19 protein-coding genes are annotated in these 19345 nt (G+C 64.2%); 15 read left to right on the forward strand and 4 right to left on the reverse strand.

Features of this window, described 5'->3' with window-relative positions; genetic code table 11:
- Window positions 1-22 precede the first annotated feature (22 nt).
- Both recJ and IEV38_RS14340 read right to left on the reverse strand, forming a co-directional pair.
- Complete coding sequence (gene recJ, locus IEV38_RS14335; RefSeq protein WP_188397267.1) at window positions 23-1717, reverse strand: single-stranded-DNA-specific exonuclease RecJ; 1695 nt, start codon at window positions 1715-1717, stop codon at window positions 23-25.
- Window positions 1714-2751 carry a hypothetical protein gene (locus IEV38_RS14340; RefSeq protein WP_188397268.1) on the reverse strand — a complete coding sequence of 346 codons (1038 nt, stop codon included), beginning with the start codon at window positions 2749-2751 and terminating at the stop codon, window positions 1714-1716. Before IEV38_RS14340 ends, recJ begins: the two co-directional genes overlap by 4 nt.
- Window positions 2752-2986: 235 nt before the next feature.
- Between IEV38_RS14340 and IEV38_RS14345 the strand changes: the two genes are divergently transcribed.
- From IEV38_RS14345 to ftsB, 7 genes are all read left to right on the forward strand, one after another.
- Window positions 2987-4252 carry a lipoprotein-releasing ABC transporter permease subunit gene (locus tag IEV38_RS14345; RefSeq protein WP_188397270.1) on the forward strand — a complete coding sequence of 422 codons (1266 nt, stop codon included), beginning with the start codon at window positions 2987-2989 and terminating at the stop codon, window positions 4250-4252.
- Complete coding sequence (lolD, locus tag IEV38_RS14350; protein WP_188397272.1) at window positions 4245-4943, forward strand: lipoprotein-releasing ABC transporter ATP-binding protein LolD; 699 nt, start codon at window positions 4245-4247, stop codon at window positions 4941-4943. Before IEV38_RS14345 ends, lolD begins: the two co-directional genes overlap by 8 nt.
- 53 nt (window positions 4944-4996) lie before the next feature.
- Window positions 4997-5794 (forward strand): TatD family hydrolase, encoded by a 798-nt coding sequence (locus IEV38_RS14355; protein ID WP_188397274.1) that lies wholly within the window; start codon window positions 4997-4999, stop codon window positions 5792-5794.
- Between the two features lie 6 nt (window positions 5795-5800).
- Window positions 5801-8218: a DNA internalization-related competence protein ComEC/Rec2 gene (locus tag IEV38_RS14360; RefSeq protein WP_188397276.1), complete on the forward strand. Its 2418-nt coding sequence runs from the start codon at window positions 5801-5803 to the stop codon at window positions 8216-8218.
- A 148-nt stretch (window positions 8219-8366) separates the two neighbouring features.
- Window positions 8367-10004, forward strand: a complete 1638-nt coding sequence (gene pyrG, locus IEV38_RS14365; RefSeq protein WP_188397278.1) for a CTP synthase — start codon at window positions 8367-8369, stop codon at window positions 10002-10004.
- Window positions 10005-10071: 67 nt separating this feature from the next.
- Window positions 10072-11355: a phosphopyruvate hydratase gene (gene eno, locus IEV38_RS14370; RefSeq protein ID WP_188397280.1), complete on the forward strand. Its 1284-nt coding sequence runs from the start codon at window positions 10072-10074 to the stop codon at window positions 11353-11355.
- A gap of 51 nt (window positions 11356-11406) precedes the next feature.
- A complete protein-coding gene (gene ftsB, locus IEV38_RS14375; RefSeq protein ID WP_188397282.1) occupies window positions 11407-11745 on the forward strand; it encodes a cell division protein FtsB in 339 nt (112 codons plus the stop codon).
- Window positions 11746-11837: 92 nt separating this feature from the next.
- Here the strand turns inward: ftsB and hslO are convergent, their stop codons facing one another.
- Window positions 11838-12782 (reverse strand): Hsp33 family molecular chaperone HslO, encoded by a 945-nt coding sequence (gene hslO / locus IEV38_RS14380; protein WP_188397284.1) that lies wholly within the window; start codon window positions 12780-12782, stop codon window positions 11838-11840.
- Window positions 12783-12784: 2 nt separating this feature from the next.
- On the reverse strand, window positions 12785-13309 hold the full coding sequence (locus tag IEV38_RS14385; RefSeq protein WP_188397286.1) for a gamma carbonic anhydrase family protein: 525 nt from the start codon (window positions 13307-13309) through the stop codon (window positions 12785-12787).
- Window positions 13310-13505: 196 nt separating this feature from the next.
- Here IEV38_RS14385 and IEV38_RS14390 point away from each other — a divergent pair, with 196 nt between their 5' ends.
- The 8 genes from IEV38_RS14390 (at window position 13506) to IEV38_RS14425 (ending at window position 19337) form a co-directional block, all read left to right on the forward strand.
- On the forward strand, window positions 13506-14333 hold the full coding sequence (locus tag IEV38_RS14390) for a ferritin-like domain-containing protein (RefSeq protein ID WP_371869894.1): 828 nt from the start codon (window positions 13506-13508) through the stop codon (window positions 14331-14333).
- Between the two features lie 146 nt (window positions 14334-14479).
- Entirely contained in the window at window positions 14480-14683 is a 204-nt protein-coding gene (locus IEV38_RS14395; protein WP_371869895.1) for a hypothetical protein, read from the forward strand.
- A 50-nt stretch (window positions 14684-14733) separates the two neighbouring features.
- Entirely contained in the window at window positions 14734-14928 is a 195-nt protein-coding gene (locus IEV38_RS14400; RefSeq protein ID WP_188397290.1) for a hypothetical protein, read from the forward strand.
- Between the two features lie 86 nt (window positions 14929-15014).
- Window positions 15015-15887: an alpha/beta fold hydrolase gene (locus tag IEV38_RS14405; protein WP_188397292.1), complete on the forward strand. Its 873-nt coding sequence runs from the start codon at window positions 15015-15017 to the stop codon at window positions 15885-15887.
- A 126-nt stretch (window positions 15888-16013) separates the two neighbouring features.
- Entirely contained in the window at window positions 16014-16850 is an 837-nt protein-coding gene (locus IEV38_RS14410; RefSeq protein WP_188397295.1) for a 3',5'-nucleoside bisphosphate phosphatase, read from the forward strand.
- A gap of 202 nt (window positions 16851-17052) precedes the next feature.
- On the forward strand, window positions 17053-17928 hold the full coding sequence (gene htpX / locus IEV38_RS14415; RefSeq protein ID WP_188397297.1) for a protease HtpX: 876 nt from the start codon (window positions 17053-17055) through the stop codon (window positions 17926-17928).
- A gap of 65 nt (window positions 17929-17993) precedes the next feature.
- Window positions 17994-18617 carry an L-threonylcarbamoyladenylate synthase gene (locus tag IEV38_RS14420; RefSeq protein ID WP_188397300.1) on the forward strand — a complete coding sequence of 208 codons (624 nt, stop codon included), beginning with the start codon at window positions 17994-17996 and terminating at the stop codon, window positions 18615-18617.
- Window positions 18618-18680: 63 nt separating this feature from the next.
- On the forward strand, window positions 18681-19337 hold the full coding sequence (locus IEV38_RS14425) for a site-2 protease family protein (RefSeq protein WP_188397301.1): 657 nt from the start codon (window positions 18681-18683) through the stop codon (window positions 19335-19337).
- Window positions 19338-19345: the final 8 nt, after the last annotated feature.

Here is a 19345-nt window from a genome sequence, read left to right on the forward strand (position 1 = left end):
CAGCAGCGTGCGCGCTGCCGCGTCAGGCGGCTTCGGCGTGTTCCACCAGTAGCTGCACGCGCGTGCGGCCGTTGAACTCGTTGGCGTCAAGTCGATAGGCGACGCGCGCATGGCCAGGCAGCGAGGCGCTGTTGCCGAACCAGATCGCATCGTATTGCTGTCCATCCTTTTCCAGCGTCAGCTTCAGGTGGCGTTCCTTGAGCACGCGCTGGTTCAGCACGCGGAACTCGTCGCAGAACAGTGGCGGCGCGAATCCCTGTCCCCACACCTGCGTATCCATGAGTTCGATGAATTGCGTGGTGAAGTAACTCGATTCGAGCGAGCCGTCGGTTTCGATCACGCGCTCGAGCTGGGTCTGGTCGAGCCAGTCGCGGCCGACCGTCTCGAACGCTTCCGAGAACGCATCGAAGGCATCGGCGCGTATCGTCAGGCCGGCTGCCATCGCATGGCCGCCGAACTTGTCGATGAGTGTCGGCGCATGCTTGGACACGAGGTCGAGCGCATCGCGCAGGTGGAAGCCGGAGATCGAGCGGCCCGAGCCCTTGATCCAGCCGTCGCCGGCATCGGCGAAGGTGATGGTCGGGCGATAGAACTTGTCTTTCAGGCGCGAGGCGACGATGCCGATCACGCCCTGGTGCCAGCCGGCGTCGAACACGCTGATGGTGGTCTTGTGCTGCGGGTTGTAATGCTCGAGCAGGGTCAGCGCGGCTTCCTGCATGTCGGCCTCGATGCTGCGGCGCTCGCGGTTGATCTCGTCGAGCTGCTGTGCGATGGCCCAGGCGCGGCCCGGGTCGTCGGTGGTCAGGCATTCGATGCCGAGCGACATGTCGGCCAGGCGGCCGGCCGCGTTCAAGCGCGGACCGAGCGCAAAGCCGAGATCGAAAGGCGAGGCGCGCCGCGCTTCGCGGCCGGCGGCGCGGAACAGCGCCGCCACGCCCTCGTGCATGCGGCCGGCGCGCATGCGTTTCAGACCCTGCGCAACCAGGATGCGGTTGTTGGCGTCGAGCTTGACGACGTCGGCCACCGTGCCGAGCGCCACCAGGTCGAGCAGGGCATCGAGGCGGGGCTGGTTCTGTGCATCGAAGATGCCGCGCTGGCGCATCTCGGCGCGCAGTGCCAGCAGCACGTAGAACATGACGCCGACGCCGGCCAGGTTCTTGCTCGGAAAGCCGCAGTTCGGCTGGTTGGGATTGACGATGACGCGCGCGTCCGGCAGGCGCTCGCCCGGCAGATGGTGATCGGTGACGACGACGTCGATGCCGCGCCGTTTCGCTTCGGCCACGCCTTCGATGCTGGCGATGCCGTTGTCGACGGTGACGATGATGTCCGGCTTCTTTTCGCGCACCGTCAGTTCGACGATCTCGGGCGTCAGGCCATAGCCGTATTCGAAGCGATTCGGCACGATGAAATCGACCTGTGCGCCCATCGCGCGCAGGCCGCGCAGGCCGACTGCGCAGGCGGTGGCGCCGTCGCAGTCGTAGTCGGCAACGATCACCATCTTCTTGCCGGCGGCAATCGCATCGGCCAGATAGACGGCGGCAGCGTCGATGTGCAGCAGGCCGGGCGGTGGCAGCAGCGAATTCAGTTCGCTGGTGAGCTCCGCATGGTCCGTCAGGCCGCGCGCGGCGAAGATGCGCGCCATCACTGGGTGCAGGCCGGCCTGCCGCAGTCTGTCGGCGTGGCTGGCAGAATAGGAGCGGACGACGATGCGGGTCATGCGGACAGGGCGGAGAGCGAGGGTTTCTTCCAGAACTTGCGCAGCGCACCCTTGCCGGTGGCGACGTGTTTCAGCACGGCGTGATGGCTGAACACGATGTCGATCTGTTGCAGCCGGCCGGCTTGCAGCGCGGCGAGCAGCGGCGCGAACCAGCGCGTTTCGAGCGCATTGAAATGGTCTATCCATTGCGCCCAGTCCTGGCTGAGCGCGGGTGCGATCAGTTCGTCGAGCACGAGCACGCCGTCGTCGCCGGAGGCGGCGAGCAGTGCGTCCACGGATGCAACGGGCTGGCTGCCCAGGGCGGCCAGTTGCGGGCCCGGCCCGGCCGAGCTGCTGAATATCCTGCGTGCAGCGGCAGCATCCGTTGCGGCAGTGCTTCCACCCCACAGCCAGATCGAGTTGACGGGATTCTGTCCCTGCGCGGCGCGCTCGTCGTTGACGGCGTGGCCGTGCCAGTGCATCTGCACCTCGTTCTGCAGGCGGCGCCATTCGCGCGCCTGTTCGCCCTGCGGCATCCAGATATCGACGTTGTGGCCGCAGGCGGCGTCCGGCGATGCGGTGCGCAGCGCCTGCCAGTCGTCGGCGCGCAGCAGCCAGGTCGCGGCATCGATCCACAGCAGGGTCTGGCCGACTTCCTCGAACAGCGGACGGGCGATGTCGAACAGCGTGCGGGAATGGCTTTCGTCGAGCTGCAGCTGCCGCGGATCGGTCAGCACAAGGTGGTCGCGCGCGATGTGGATGTGCACCGGCTGCAGCACGAACCAGCAGCCGGGCGGTGTCGTCAGGTTCGCCGCGCGGGCGAGGGCGGTGCCCAGCGGCGGGCTGTTGTCGGCCTGCGCGGGACTGTCGTAGCTGCCGGCCAGCCAGCTTTCGTGCGGCAGCGCACGAGAGAAACCGTCGGTTTCGTTGGACAGTGTCAGCCTGCCGCGTCCGAGCAGCATGGCGAGCGCGGGCAGACGCAGTTCGCGTTCGAGATCGCGCGTCAGTTCGACGGGCGTCAGCGCAAACGGTAAGAGGACTTCGAGTCGGTTCATGCCCGCGATTGTAGGGCAATTGAGCCGGAGCAGGTCCTAACGAATGGCGGCGCGGCAGCCGACCGCTTCGTTTCAAAGGTGTTGATGCTGCGCAAGGGAACGTAAATGCGTGGCGGCAGTCCATTCCTGCGCGCAGGCTCGCATGAGGAGAGCACATCAAACCTATGGGAGTGCTGCTGCACGGTAACTATGGCAAACTGCGGACAAACTGCATGCGGCAACCAGGAGCCCTTTTTTGAGCATCATTAAAAACATCCCGTACGAATGGCTGATCGGCGTGCGCTACACGCGGGCCGGCAAGCGCAGCGGACGCAACAGCTTCATTTCCTTCATTTCCCTGATTTCGATGGCCGGCATTGCGGTCGGCGTGGCGGCACTGATCATCGTGCTGTCGGTCATGAACGGCTTTCAGAAAGACGTGCGCGATCGCATGCTGTCGGTGCTCTCGCATATCGAGGTGTTCGAACCCGGCGGCTCGCTGCCCGACTGGCAGCGCACGGCGCAGGAAGTCTCGGCCGATCGCGAGGTGATCGGCACCGCGCCGTATGTCGATTCGCAGGCCATGATGACGCGCGACGAGACGCTGCGCGGCGTCATGATCCGCGGCGTGCTGCCGGACCAGGAACCCAACGTGTCGGACGTCGCCAGGCACGTCAAGCAGGGCAGCCTCGACAATCTGCAGCCGGGCGACTTCAACATCGTGCTCGGCGGTGAACTGGCGCGCGCCATGCACGTGCGGCTCGGCGACAAGGTCACGATGATCGCGCCGCAGGGGCAGGTCACGCCGGCCGGCGTGATTCCGCGCCTCAAGCAGTTCACGGTGGCGGGCATCTTCGATTCCGGACATTTCGAATACGACTCCTCGCTGGCCTTCATCCACATCCAGGATGCGATGACGATGTTCCGCCTGTCGGCACCGTCCGGCCTGCGCCTGAAGATCGCCGACATGCAGCGCGCGCCGCAGGTGGCGGCAGACCTGTCGCGCATGGTCAGCGACGACGTGCTGATCCGCGACTGGTCGCGCCAGAACCGCAACTGGTTCGCCGCGGTGCAGACCGAGAAGCGCATGATGTCGCTGATCCTGACGCTGATTATCGCAGTCGCCGCCTTCAACCTGGTCTCGACGCTGGTAATGACCGTGACCGACAAGCAGGCCGACATCGCGATCCTGCGCACCTTGGGCGCGTCGCCGGCGTCCATCATGAAGATTTTCATGATCCAGGGCGCGCTGGTCGGATTGATCGGCACCGCGCTTGGCGTGGCTGGCGGCGTGCTGGTGGCGCTGAATATCGACGTCATCGTGCCCTTCATCGAAAGCGTGCTGCAGGTGCAGTTCCTGCCCAAGGACGTCTATCTGATCAGCGAACTGCCGTCGGACCTGCGCTGGCCCGACGTCTGGACCATCGGCGGCATTTCTGTCGTGCTCGCCTTCCTGGCGACCCTTTATCCGAGCTGGTCCGCCGCTCGCGTCAAACCTGCGGAGGCATTGCGTTATGAGTGAGACAGTACTGGCCTGCCGCAAGCTGGCAAAAACCTTCACCCAGGGAAAATATTCGGTCGAGGTCTTCAAGGGCATCGAGCTCGACGTCGCGCGCGGCGAGCGCGTGGCGATCATCGGCGCCTCGGGTTCCGGCAAATCGACGCTGCTGCATTTGCTGGGCGGACTCGACGTGCCCACCGCGGGTTCTGTGACGCTGCTCGGCGAGGACTTTGCGAGCCTCGACGAAAAACGGCGCGGCACTGTGCGCAACCAGTCGCTGGGCTTCGTCTATCAGTTTCATCACCTGCTGCCGGAATTCTCGGCGCTCGACAACGTCGCCATGCCGCTGATGATCCGCCGCGTGCCGCGCGACCAGGCGCACAAGGCGGCCAGGGCGATGCTGGCGCGTGTCGGTCTCGAGCATCGCGTCACGCACGTGCCGGGCGAACTGTCGGGCGGCGAACGTCAGCGCGTGGCGCTGGCGCGCGCGCTGGTCACGCAGCCGGCCTGTGTGCTGGCCGACGAACCGACCGGCAATCTCGATCGTCATACGGCGCAGAAGACCTTCGACCTGATGCTCGAACTGGCGCAGACGCTGGGCACGGCCTTCATCATCGTGACGCACGACGTGGAACTGGCGACGCACTGCGACCGCATTCTGCGCCTGTCAGATCAGGGCTTGCAGCCGTATGTCGAAGCCGCTATTGCCTGAGCGGGATTGATTACGACGCCTTGTGCGCCTTTTCCAGCAGGACGATTGAGCCGATGTGGATAGATACCCACTGCCATCTGGACGCTGCCGAATTTGCCGGACAGGCAGGCAAGGTCGCGGCCGCGGCAGGCGCTGGTGCGGTGCGCATGGTAGTGATCCCGGCGGTCGAACGTGGCAACTTCGCGGAAGTGGCGCGGCTCGCGCATGCGCACGACAACTGCTGCTACGCGCTCGGCATCCATCCGATTTGCGTGCCGCAGGCGCATGAGGACGATCTCGCGCTGCTGCGTGACGAGGTGGCGCGCGCGATGGACGATCCGCGCTTCGTCGCCATCGGCGAGATCGGCCTGGATTTCTTCATCCCGCTGCTGACCGAACCGGCCATGCGCGACAAGCAGGCGCATTTCTATGCCGCGCAGCTGAAGATCGCGCGCGACTTCGGCCTGCCGGTGCTGCTGCACGTGCGCCGTTCGCAGGACCAGATTCTCAAGCATCTGCGCCGCATCGCGGTGCCCGGCGGCATAGCGCATGCCTTCAACGGCAGCTTCCAGCAGGCGCAGATATTCATCGACATGGGTTTCAAGCTCGGCTTCGGCGGCGCCATGACCTTCACGCGCGCACTGCAGATACGCCGGCTGGCCAGCGAACTGCCGCTCGAGAGCATCGTGCTCGAAACCGACGCGCCCGACATCTCGCCGGCCTGGCTGCATCCGCAACGCAACAGCCCCGAGGAACTGCCGCGCATCGGCGACGTGCTGGCTGAACTGCGCGGCTTGCCGCCGGACGAGATCGCACGCATCACCACGACCAACGCGCGCAGCATCCTGCCGCGCCTCGATTCGCTGCTCTGACGGTCGATGCGCGGCGCGATCATCGGCTTCGTCGTCGGTGCATGGCTGTTGCAGACGCAGGCCGAACTGCCTTCCGTCTTCTTCATCACCGCGCTGATTTCCGCATCGTTGCTGCTGGTTGTCCTGTCGCGCGCTGCGCGGCTGCAGCGCGGACGTTTCGTGCTGCTCATGGCGGCTGGCGTCAGCTTCGGTTTTGCGTGGGCGGCGATGGTTGCGCATCACTATCTTGCCGACGAATTGCCGCGCGAATGGGAGGGCCGGGACGTGACGGTGATCGGTACCATCGACAGCCTGCCCAACTACTTCGAGCGCGGCGTGCGCTTCAACTTCGACGTCGAGCAGGTCCTGCCGACCGCCGACGGCGCGGTGCCCGAACTGCCGGGCCGGATCGCGCTGTCGTGGTACCTGGCCTTTGCCGGCGAGGACATGCAGAAGATCGGCGAGGTTCACGCGGGCGAGCGCTGGCAACTGACGGTGCGCCTGCGGCGGCCGCACGGCAATGCCAATCCCCACGGCTTCGATTACGAGCAGTGGCTGCTCGAGCAGAACATCCGCGCCACCGGCTACGTGCGGCCCGATCAGCGGCTGGCGCTGAAGAACGAACGCGTCGCTGCCTTCGTGCCAAGCTTCGGCGCCGTAGTCGAACGCAGCCGCGGCTGGCTGCGCGATCGCATCCAGCGTCTCTTGCAGGACCAGCCGTACGCGGGCGTGGTCGTGGCGCTGGTGATGGGCGACCAGCGCGCGATCAGCCAGACCGACTGGACGGTCTTCAATCGTACGGGGGTATCCCACCTGGTATCGATTTCCGGTTTGCATATAACGATGATCGCCGCGCTGTTCGCGCAATTGACGTTCGCGCTGTGGCGGCGCTCCTTCTTCACCACGGCCAGCCTGCCGCTGCGGCTGCCGGCGCAGAAGGCGGCGGCGATTGCCGGTGTGGCGGCCGCTTTCGTCTATGTCCTGCTGGCCGGCTCGGGTGTGCCGGCGCAGCGCACGCTGTGCATGCTGAGCGTGGTGGCGCTGGCCTTGTGGTTCGGGCGCATCACCAACGTCTCGCACGTGCTGTGCCTGGCACTGGGGGCAGTGGTGCTGAAGGACCCGTGGGCGGTGCTCGGTGCCGGCTTCTGGCTGTCGTTCGGCGCGGTCGGCGTGATCCTGTATGCGACGGTCGGGCGCGCGCAGACCGTGGAGCAGCGCGCGCGGCCGCACTGGCGCATCGCGCTGGAAACCGCGACGCGCACGCAGTACGCGGTCACGCTGGGACTGGTACCGCTGACGGTGCTGCTGTTCGGACAGGCCTCGCTGGTCAGCCCGTTCGCCAATGCGATCGCGATTCCGCTCGTCAGCTTCCTGGTCACGCCGCTGTCGCTGGTCGGCAGCGTGCTGCCGGCGCCGCTGGCAGGCTGGTGCCTGTGGCTGGCGCACTGGATGATCGAATGGCTGGCACGCCTGCTGCACTGGATGAGTGCCTTGCCGGCCGCGGTCTGGATCGCGCCGATTCCGTCGTGGTGGATGTTCGCGCTGGCGGTGATCGGCACGCTCTGGATGCTGGCGCCGCGCGGCTGGCCGATGCGCTGGCTCGGGCTGTTCGCCTGGCTGCCGCTGGTGTTGAACGCGCCGCTTCACCCGCGCGCCGGCGAGATGTGGGTGACTGCCTTCGACGTCGGGCAGGGCATGGCGGTGCTGGTCGAAACGCCAAATCATCGCCTGCTGTACGACACCGGCCCGGCCTATTCGCCCGAAGCCGATGGCGGCAATCGCGTGGTGCTGCCGTACCTGCGTGCGCGCGGCATCCATAGGCTCGACGGCGTCATCGTCACGCACAGCGATACCGATCATTCGGGCGGTGCGCTGTCGATCTTTGCCGACATGCAGATCGGCTGGACCGCTTCCTCGCTGCCGTCCGCGCATCCGGTGGTGCAGCAGGCGCCGGCGCATCGCCCTTGTGTGGCGGGGCAGACGTGGGAATGGGACGGCGTGCGCTTCGAGATGCTGCATCCGACGCCCGAGATTTATCAGAGCGAGCGCTGGAAGCCGAACGCGCGCAGCTGCACGCTGAAGATCACCAGCGGCCGGCATGCGATCCTGCTGCCGGGCGACATCGAGGCGCAGCAGGAGGCGGAACTGGTGCGCAATTTTGGAAGCGAGCTACACGCCGACGTGCTGCTGGCGCCGCATCACGGCAGCGGCACGTCTTCGACCTGGCCGTTCCTGCGCACGGTGGCGCCGCAGATCGCGATCTTCCAGGTCGGTTATCGCAATCGCTATGGTCATCCCAAGCAGGAAATCGTCGAGCGCTACGGCGAGCTCGGCGTGCGGCGCCTGCGCAGCGATGCGGCGGGTGCCATTTCGGTGCGTTTCGGCGAGGGTATCGAGGTTGGCGAATACCGGCGCGAACATGCGCGCTACTGGTACGGGCGCTGACGCGTGTGCAGCGCGCGTCGGGACAGGTTCGCGGTGTTGCAAGGCATTATGGCAGGTGCCGCAAATTTTGCCGGCAACGGGGTCGAGAGGGCGCGGGGTTTGGGGTATAATTTGAATTTCCCGCACGTGCCGTTCGGCACTTATTGCAATGACCAAGTTTGTTTTCGTCACTGGCGGCGTCGTTTCATCCCTGGGTAAGGGGATTGCCGCCGCTTCCCTCGCTGCGATCCTCGAATCGCGCGGCCTCAAAGTCACTCTCCTCAAGCTCGATCCGTACATCAACGTCGATCCCGGCACGATGAGCCCGTTCCAGCACGGCGAAGTCTTCGTCACCGAAGACGGTGCCGAGACCGATTTGGACCTGGGCCATTACGAGCGCTTCATTTCGGCCAAGATGCGCAAGGTGAACAACTTCACCACCGGCCAGATCTACGAATCGGTGATCCGCAAGGAACGCCGCGGCGAGTATCTGGGCAAGACGGTGCAGGTGATCCCGCACATCACGAACGAGATCCAGGATTACATCCATCGCGGCGCCGAAGGCTACGACGTGGCGCTGGTGGAGATCGGCGGCACCGTCGGCGACATCGAATCGCTGCCGTTCCTCGAAGCCGCGCGCCAGTTGAGCCTGCGCGCGGGCCGTAACGCGACTGCCTTCGTGCACCTGACCCTGGTGCCGTACATCGCATCGGCCGGTGAACTGAAAACCAAGCCGACCCAGCACAGCGTGCAGAAACTGCGCGAGATCGGTATCTTCCCGGACGCCCTGTTGTGTCGCGCCGACCGCCGCATTCCGGACGACGAGCGCTCCAAGATTTCGCTGTTCTCGAATGTGCCGGAAGAGGCCGTCATCTCGGTTTGGGATGCCGACACCATCTACAAGATTCCGCAGATGCTGCTGGATCAGGGGCTCGACCGCATCGTCTGCGACAAGCTCGGCCTGTCGCCGCAACCCGCCGACCTGTCGATGTGGAGCAAGCTGGTCCATACGCTCGAGAACCCGAAGAACACGGTCACCATCGGCATGGTCGGCAAGTACGTCGATCTGACCGAATCGTACAAGTCGCTGACCGAGGCGCTGCGCCACGCCGGCATCCATACCGAGAGCCGCGTCAACATCGAATACCTGGATTCGGAAGAGATCGAAGGCACCGGCCCGCAGGCGCTCGCCAAGTACGATGCGATCCTGGTGCCCGGCGGCTTCGGCAAGCGCGGCGTGGAAGGCAAGATCGCCGCCGCGCGTTTCGCGCGCGAGAACGGCATTCCGTACCTCGGCATCTGCCTCGGCATGCAGGTCGCGCTGATCGAATACGCGCGCCACAAGGCCGGCCTGACCAAGGCCAACTCGACCGAATTCGATCCGGATACCGAACAGCCGGTGGTCGCGCTGATCAACGAATGGCAGAACCACGACGGCAAGGTCGAGCGCCGCGATGCGAACTCGGACCTGGGCGGCACCATGCGCCTGGGCGCGCAGACCTGCGACGTCAAACCGGGCACGCTGGCTGCCGAAATCTACGGCGACAAGGTCACCGAGCGCCATCGCCACCGCTACGAGGCGAACAATCACTACCTCGGCCGCGTCGAGGAAGCGGGCCTGGTGGTGTCGGCGCGCACACCGACCGAATCGCTGTGCGAAATCATGGAACTGCCGCGCACAGTGCATCCGTGGTATGTCGGCGTGCAGTACCACCCGGAATTCCAGTCAACGCCGCGCGATGGGCATCCGTTGTTCATCTCGTTCATCAAGGCGGCGCTGGCGCACCAGCAGGCCGCCAAGGCGTAAGTAATCAGATCGGAAGGGCGGCGGCTGCGCCACCCTCAAGAAGAATCAGTTATCAGGAGAAAGACAAATGAGTGCAATCGTTGACATCATTGGCCGCGAAGTGATCGATTCGCGCGGCAACCCGACCGTCGAATGCGACGTGCTGCTGGAATCCGGCGTGATGGGCCGTGCGGCCGTGCCGTCGGGCGCGTCCACCGGTTCGCGCGAGGCGATCGAGCTGCGCGACGGCGACAAGAGCCGTTACTTCGGCAAGGGCGTGCTGCAGGCCTGCGAGAACATCAACACCGAAATCTCGGAAGCCATCATGGGCCTCGATGCCAACGAACAGGCATTCCTCGACCGTACCCTGATCGACCTCGACGGCACCGAGAACAAGAGCCGTCTCGGCGCCAATGCGACGCTGGCGGTCTCGATGGCGGTGGCGAAGGCCGCTGCCGAGGAATCCGGTCTGCCGCTGTACCGCTACTTCGGCGGTTCGGGCGCGATGCAGATGCCGGTGCCGATGATGAATGTCATCAACGGCGGCGCGCATGCCAACAACACGCTGGACCTGCAGGAATTCATGATCATCCCGGTCGGTGCGCCGAGCTTCCGTGAAGCGATCCGCTACGGGGCCGAGGTGTTCCATACGCTGAAGAAGATCATCAACGACAAGGGCCTGTCCACCGCGGTCGGCGACGAAGGCGGTTTCGCGCCGTCGGTCGAGAACCACGAAGCCGCGATCAAGCTGATCCTGCAGGCGATCGAGCAGGCCGGCTACGAGCCGGGCCGCCAGATCGCGCTGGGTCTCGACTGCGCCGCCAGCGAGTTCTACAAGAACGGCAAGTACGAACTGCACGGCGAAGGCCTGACGCTGTCGAGCAACGACCTGACCAACCTGCTCGGCACCTGGTGCGACAAGTACCCGATCATCTCGATCGAGGACGGCATGGCCGAGAACGACTGGGAAGGCTGGGCCACGCTGACCGCCGCGCTCGGCAAGAAGGTGCAGCTGGTCGGCGACGACCTGTTCGTCACCAATACCAAGATTCTGCGCGAAGGCATCCAGAAGAACATCGGCAACTCGATCCTGATCAAGATCAACCAGATCGGCACGCTGACCGAAACCTTCGCCGCCATCGAGATGGCCAAGCGCGCCGGCTACACGGCCGTCATCTCGCACCGTTCGGGCGAGACCGAGGATTCGACGATCGCCGACATCGCAGTCGGTACCAACGCGCTGCAGATCAAGACCGGTTCGATGTCGCGTTCGGACCGCATGGCCAAGTACAACCAGTTGCTGCGCATCGAGGAAGACCTAGGCGATATCGCCAGCTATCCCGGCCGCGACGCGTTCTACAACCTGAAGTAATCGTTCTCCGGCCATGCCGTTGCATGGCCGGAACCGTTCCGGCCCGCTCCCATGCGCCTGATCATCCTGTGCCTCGCGGTCTTGCTCGTCCTGATCCAGTACCCGCTGTGGCTGGGCAAGGGCGGCTGGCTGCGTGTCTGGGATCTCGATCGCCAGGTGACGGAGGCCGAACGCAAGAACGACGAACTGCGTGCGCGCAACGCCAAGCTCGCGTCCGAGGTGCAGGATCTGAAGGAAGGTACCGGCGCGGTCGAGGAACGGGCGCGCTACGAGCTCGGCATGATCAAGGAAAACGAGATCTTCGTGCAGATCATCGATCCGAACCGCAAATCGAATTTCGTCGCGATTCCGCCGCCTCCGGTGAAGGACGACAAGAAGAAAAAGAACTGACGGTTCTGGCAGTCAGACGAAAAACGCGCCCCGGTCGGGCGCGTTTTTCATTGGGCGTCTTTCTTGCGAAACGGCGCAGGGCATCGATGCGATCAGTGCGTGTTGCGGTCGGCCGGCAGCATGGTTTCCACCGCCGATTCGACGGCGAACAATTGCGCGCAATCGACCCGGTCGAACTCGTAATGCTGGCCGCAGAAGTCGCAGTTGACCTCGAGCTTGCCGAGTTCGGTCAATGCCTCCTCGATTTCCGGCTGGCCCAGCATCTTGAGCATGGCGCCGACCTTCTCGCGCGTGCACGAGCACTGGAAGGATGGATGGCGCGGATCGAAGACGCGGATCGTCTCTTCCCAGAACAGGCGGCGCATCAGGGTTTCGACGTCGGTGCTCAGCAGTTCCTCGCGGCGCAGTGTGGAGGCCAGCATGACGGTGCGTTCCCAGGTGGCGAGATCGTCCTCGGCGCCGCTGCTGCTGGAACTTGCGCTGGCAATGCCGCCTTCGCGCGGCAGTTTCTGCAGCAGCAGGCCGCGCGCGGCCTGGTCGTCGGCGGCGAGCCAGAGCCTGGTATCGAGTTGTTCGGAACGCAGCATGTAGTTCTCGATCACGACCGCGATCGATTCGCCGGTCAGCGGCACGATGCCCTGATACGGCTGCTGGCCCGGCAGCTTGTCCTTGGGATCGAGCGTGATGACGAAGCGGCCGTCACCTTCCGCGTTGACGAGTTGCGTCAGCGTCATGCCGTCGTCGATGGTTGCGTCCTCGGCCAGCTTGGCGGTGGCGCGCAGGTGCAGTTCGGAGTCACATTCGACCACCATCAGGCGCACCGGGCCGTCGCCATGGATCTGCATGACGACCGCGCCGTTGAACTTGAGGTTGGCCGACAGCAGGGCGGCGGCAGCCATCATCTCGCCGAGCACCGTCTTCACGGCCGGTGGATAGTCGTGGCGCGAGCGCACCTCGCGCCAGGTATCGGAAACATCGACCAGTTCGCCGCGCACGGCGCTGTCTTCGAACAAGAATTTTTGAAGCACGTCGGCCATGGTTATCCTATTCTTTTCAATTGAGTCTTGAATTGCCGGCTGCGCTCGGCATAGCTGTCGGCGATGCGGCGCAAGTTGGCGATATCCTTCTCGTCGAGCGTGCGCAGGGCGCGCGCCGGCGATCCGATGATCAGTGTGTTGTCGGGAAAGGTCTTGCCTTCGGTGACCAGCGCACCGGCACCGACCAGGCAGTTCCTGCCGATGCGCGCGCCGTTCAGGATCACGGCCTGGATGCCGATCAGCGACCCTTCGCCGATGCTGCAGCCGTGCAGCATGGCCTGATGGCCGACACTGACGTGGTCTTCCATCTGCAGCGGGAAACCGGGGTCGGCATGCAGAACCGCGCCTTCCTGCAGATTGCAGTTGCGGCCGATCGTGATGTTTTCGTGATCGCCGCGGATCGTCGCCTGAAACCAGACGCTGCTGTCCTCGCCCAGCGTCACGCGCCCGACCACGGTGGCCGAATCGGTGACGTAGGCTGACGATGCAATGGCGGGCACATGTTCGCCCAATTGGTAGATGGCCATGGTTTCAGTAGAATGTTCGGTTCAGCGGAGATCGCGAGACACGCGATCCGGCAATCCTGCCTGCCGCAAGCGCCCTAACTGGGGATGACTTCGGAAATTGAAAGGGCGCCGGCAGGCTGTCACCGGCCGTCGTCGTGCAGGCATGCGCAAGGCGTGCAAGGGTTGCAATGGGCCAAACCGCTATTTTACGTTACCAATGACCGATTCACTTCCTTCCTCCATGCGTCTGCCGGAACTGCGCCACGCTGCGCTGGAACTGATCGTGGAAGCCGACCCGGCGCGCAAGGCGGAGGCCACCATGGCGCTGGCGAAGGCCGGGCAGGCCGGCGCGCTGCGCATCGATCCCGCGGCCAGCCTGCACACGCAACAGACGGTGCCGGGCAGGCCGGCGCGGCCGCTGCTGATTTCGCCCAAGCACGTCGAGCGGCGCGCCATGCATACGGCCGAAGGGCGCGCCGCCACCATCCACGCGCTCACGCACATCGAATTCAACGCGATCAACCTGGCGCTCGATGCGATCTGGCGGTTTGCCGACATGCCTGCGCTCTATTATCTCGACTGGCTCAGGGTGGCTGGCGAGGAGGCGCTGCATTTCTCGCTGCTGGCGGTGCATCTGCGGACGCTCGGCTACACCTACGGCGATTTCGCCGCGCACGACAGTCTGTGGGAAATGGCCGAGAAGACCGCGGGCGATGTGCTGGCGCGCATGGCGCTGGTGCCGCGCACGCTGGAAGCGCGCGGACTCGATGCTTCGCCGCCGATGCGCGCCAAGCTGGCGCAGGCCGGCGACCACGAGGCGGCCGCCATCATCGACATCATCCTGCGCGACGAGATCGGCCACGTCGCCGTCGGCAACCGCTGGTATCGCGCGCTGTGCGATGCGCGCGGACTGGAGCCGATCGCCACCTACCGCCAGTTGTCGCGCCACTACAAGGCGCCGGTGCTGCGCGGCCCGTTCAATCTGCCGGCACGGCGCGCTGCGGGTTTCAGTGAGGCTGAGCTGGCGGCATTGCTCGAGACTTGATGAAATGTTGTCTGAATGATTACATCTTGTTACTGTTGCGCAAGAACTTGTTAAAGAGGCCAAAGTCGAAGTAACAGCCGGCAAGCAAGCATGCTTTTCCGGCCAGTCAATCGAAAGGGATGATCATGACAAGAAAATGGATGGCATTGCTGGCAGGCGTGCTGCTGTTGTCCGGACTGGCGGCATGCCAGAAAAAGGATGAAGGGCCGGCGGAACGTGTCGGCAAGAAGCTCGATGAAGCCGCATCGACCGCAGCCGAAAAGATAGAAGAAGTCACTTCCAAGGTTGGAGAGAAGATGCAGGAAGCCGGAAAGAGCATTCAGAAGGCAGCTGACGACGCCAAAAACTGAGACGTCTCTTCAGCAATTCGCAAGAAACAACCCATCAGAAAGGAATCATCATGAATACGAAAAAAGCGTTGCTTTCCCTGTTGACGGTATCGGCATTGGCAATCGGCCTGGCAGGCTGCCAGAAAGAAGGTCCGGCAGAACGTGCCGGCAAGCAGATCGACAATGCGACGGAAACGGCTGGCGAGAAAATCCAGGAAGCCGGTCAGGATATCCAGCGCGCAGCTGATGACGCCAAGAAAGACTAACCCTATATACTGACGTCGATGGCGTCGCCATCGTTGTCCGTATTCTCTGCCGCATGCACTGCATGCGGCATTTTTGTTTGCCTTTCATGAAATCCTCGCGTTCCGAATTCTTTGCCATCCGCGGCTTGCGCCATCACGTTCGACACTGGGGCGAGGAGGGCGCGCCCGTGCTCTTCATGCTGCACGGCTGGATGGACGTGTCGGCCACCTTCCAGTTTCTGGTGGACGCGATGGCGCGCGACGTCCACGTCATCGCACCGGACTGGCGCGGCTTCGGCGGGACTGCGCACGCGCCCGGCGGTTACTGGTTTCCCGACTATCTTGCCGACCTCGACGCGCTGATCGCGCATTATTCGCCGCAGGCGCCGGTCGATCTGCTCGGTCACAGCCTGGGTGCCAACGTGGCGGGCGTCTATGCCGGCGTGCGGCCGCAGCACGTGCGTCGCCTGATTCTGCTCGAAGGTTTCGGCATGCCGTCGCCGGCACCGACCGAAGCGCCGCGCCGCTACGCGCAATGGCTGGACGAGGTGCGCGACACGCCTTCCTTGCGTTCCTACGCCACGTCTGCCGAAGTGGCGGCGCGCCTGCAGAAGAACAATGCGCGCCTGAGCGACGCCCGTGCCGCTTTCCTGGCGACGCACTGGGCGGCGCAGGGCGAGGACGGGCGCTGGCATCTGCAGGCCGATGCGCGCCATCGTCGCAGCAACCCCGTGCTGTACCGGCTGGAAGAAGTGCTGGCCTGCTGGCAGCAGGTGAGCGCGCCGGTGTTGTGGGTGGATGCGGCGCAGAGCGAGTTGCTGCCGCGCTTCGGCGATGCGCAGCAGGCGCGTGCGGAAGTCGAACGGCGCCGGGCGCATCTGGCCGACGTGCACAGCCTGACGGTCGAGGATGCAGGCCACATGCTGCATCACGACCAGCCCGAGCGCATCGCCGCCGCCATCGACGCTTTTCTGGAATAGAACTTGCGACTGGCGGGGTGCGAGTGCCGCGAAGGCAGGCCGATGGCGGTGGCGTGCCCGGAAAGAATCGGCCAACCCACGTACAATCATGAAAGTTGAATGTTCCAGCCCGCCTGTCTGACTCCCATGTTGAATTTCGATCTCCACTGCCACTCGAATGTTTCCGACGGCACGCTGTCGCCGACGGCGCTCGCCGCACGTGCGCAGGCCAATGGCGTCGATGTCTGGGCCATGACCGATCACGACGAGGTGGCGGGCATCGCCGAGGCGCGCGCCGCCGCCGCTGCGATCGGCCTGCCTTATGTGCCGGGCGTCGAGATTTCGATCACCTGGGCCGGGCAGACGGTGCATATCGTCGGCTTGCAGATCGACGAGACCAACCAGGCATTGATCGATGGCCTGGCGAGCCTGCGCGGTGGCCGCGAAAGGCGCGCACGCGACATGGCGGCGCAACTGGAAACGGTCGGCATCCACGGTTCGTTCGAGGGCGCGCTCAAGTTCGTCGGCAATCCGGACCTGATCTCGCGCACGCACTTCGCGCGCTACATCCTCGAGCTCGGTCTGTGCAAGAACCTGTCGGAAGTGTTCGCCGAATACCTGGGGGAGGGCAAGGCGGGTTTCGTGCCGCACCGCTGGGCCACGCTGCCGGATGCACTTCAATGGATCAAAGGCGCCGGCGGCATTGCCGTGATCGCGCATCCGGGCCGTTACAAGTTCAGCGACACCGCCTTCGATGCGCTGTTCGCGGAATTCAAGGATCTCGGCGGCACCGCGATTGAGGTGACGACCGGCAGCCATACGCCGGACCAGTACGAGGAATATGCGAAGGTTGCCAACCGCTACGGTTTCCTGGCCTCGCGCGGTTCCGATTTCCATGGCCCGGGCGAGTCGCGCGTCGATCTGGGCGCCTTGCCGCCCTTGCCGGCCGGCGTGAAGCCGGTCTGGCATGACTGGTCGATCTGAAATACGTCAGATATTTCATTGAGCGCAGCCTTGCTTTCCGGTATCTTGCGCACTTGAATTTTGCGGTGCCGGTCTCATATTCATCCCGGATTCGTCCGCACGGCGCCCGGTTACGCTGCCAGATCGCACCGGACGACGCCCGTGCGCTTACACCTTGAGATACCCGCGATACACCCGTTTAATACCCGATGGAGGCAATTGAATGAAACGGATCCTGCTGTTTGTCGCAACCAATATTGCCGTGATTGCGGTGATGTCGATCGTGCTGTCGCTGCTCGGCGTCGATCGCTACATGACGCAATCGGGCCTCAATCTGCCGTCGTTGCTGGTGTTCTCGCTGGTGGTCGGTTTCACCGGTTCCATCATCTCGCTGCTGATCAGCAAGCCGATGGCAAAGTGGTCGACAGGCGCGCGCGTGATCGAGTCGCCGTCGTCGAGCACCGAACTGTGGCTGGTCGATACCGTACGCAAGCTGTCGGATCGTGCCGGCATCGCCATGCCGGAAGTGGCGGTCTATGACGGTGAGCCGAATGCCTTCGCCACCGGTGCCTTCAAGAACTCGGCGCTGGTCGCGGTGTCTACCGGACTGCTGCAGAGCATGAACAAGGAAGAGGTGGAAGCCGTGCTGGCGCACGAAGTGGCGCACGTCGCCAACGGCGACATGGTGACCATGACGCTGGTGCAGGGCGTGGTCAATACCTTCGTCGTGTTCCTGTCGCGCGTGGTCGGCTACTTCGTCGATCGTGCCATTTCGCGCAACAGCAACAGCGAAGGGCACGGCATCGGCTACATGGTGACGGTGCTGGTCTGCCAGGTCGTGTTCGGCATCGCCGCCTCGATCATCGTCGCGTGGTTTTCGCGTCACCGCGAATTCCGTGCGGATGCCGGTGCGGCCAAGCTGATGGGTACGCCGCAGCCGATGATGAAGGCGCTCGCGCGCCTGGGCGGCATTGAGCCGACGGCCCTGCCGGAAAACCTGGCGTCGTTCGGCATCAACGACAAGCCGGGTTTCACGGCGCTGTTTTCCACCCATCCGCCGATCGAGCAGCGCATCGCCGCACTGCGCAACCTTCAGTGATGTCTTTTTTATAGAAGGATAGCGACGGCGACAGCACCCACCATGCTGTCGCCGTTCTTGTTTACATGAGCCAGTTTTTCCAGATCCATCCCGACAATCCGCAGCCGCGCCTGATCGCGCAGGCGGCGCAGATCGTGCGTGGCGGCGGCATCGTCGCGCTGCCGACCGATTCCTGCTACGCGCTGGTCTGCCATCTCGACGACAAGGACGCGGTTACGCGCCTGCGGCGCATCCGCAATGTCGATGACAAGCACCACCTGACGCTGCTGTGCCGCGACCTCAGCGAGATCGCCAACTACGCGCGTGTCGATAACCAGCAATACCGCATGCTGAAGGCGGCCACGCCCGGTCCCTATACCTTCATCCTCGAGGCGACCAAGGAAGTGCCGCGCCGCGTCAGCCACCCGTCGCGCAAAACCATCGGTCTGCGTGTGCCGGAGAATGCGATTGCTCAGGCGCTGCTCGAGGAACTGGCGCAGCCTCTGCTCGGCACCACCCTGATCCTGCCGGACGAGGATCAGCCGCTGACCGATCCGGACGAGGTGCGCGAGCGCCTTGCCAAGCTCGTCGATCTGGTCATTGACGGCGGCGCCTGCAGCTTCGAGCCGACTACCGTCATCGACATGACCGGCGCCCAGCCCGAATTGCGCCGCCAGGGGCGTGGCGATGCATCGGCCTTCGGTCTCTGATTTCACGCCGCGTCCATCGCCCGAGCGACGGAATGCGGCCATGCCCTCTGATAAGATTTGCCAATGAATGACCTGATCCAGACCTTTTCCGTCTATGCGCTGCCGATCGTGTTTGCGATCACGCTGCACGAAGCGGCGCACGCGTATGCCGCCAAATATTTCGGCGACAACACCGCTTATGCGCAGGGCCGCATGAGCCTCAACCCGATCAAGCACATCGATCCCATCGGCACGCTGCTGATTCCGGTCGCCCTGTATTTCGCCGGCAGTCCGTTCCTGTTCGGCTATGCCAAGCCGGTGCCGGTGCAGTTCGGCAATCTGCGCAATCCAAAGAAGCAGATGGCCTTTGTCGCCTTTGCCGGTCCGCTCGCGAACTTGGTGATGGCGCTGATGTGGATGCTGCTCGGGATTTTTCTGGCTGCGTTTGGCGCGCAGGAGGAATTCTTCATGCGCATGGCGCAGGCCGGCGTGATTACCAACCTTGTCATCTTCGCCTTCAACCTGTTCCCGATCCCTCCGCTCGATGGCGGCCGCATCATGACCAGCATCCTGCCGCATCGTTACGCCTACAAGTTTGCCAAACTTGAGCCTTACGGTTTTTTCATCGTCATTGCCCTGGTCGTTCTCAAGGTCCTCCATTACTGGATGGTGCCGGTGATGACGATCGCCGGCAAGGCACTGCAGCTGCTGGTGATGCCGCTGACCTTCCTGTTGCTGTAAGGAGCAGG

It is taken from the genome of Oxalicibacterium flavum (genome assembly GCF_014635065.1).
Classification (GTDB): domain Bacteria; phylum Pseudomonadota; class Gammaproteobacteria; order Burkholderiales; family Burkholderiaceae_D; genus Oxalicibacterium; species Oxalicibacterium flavum.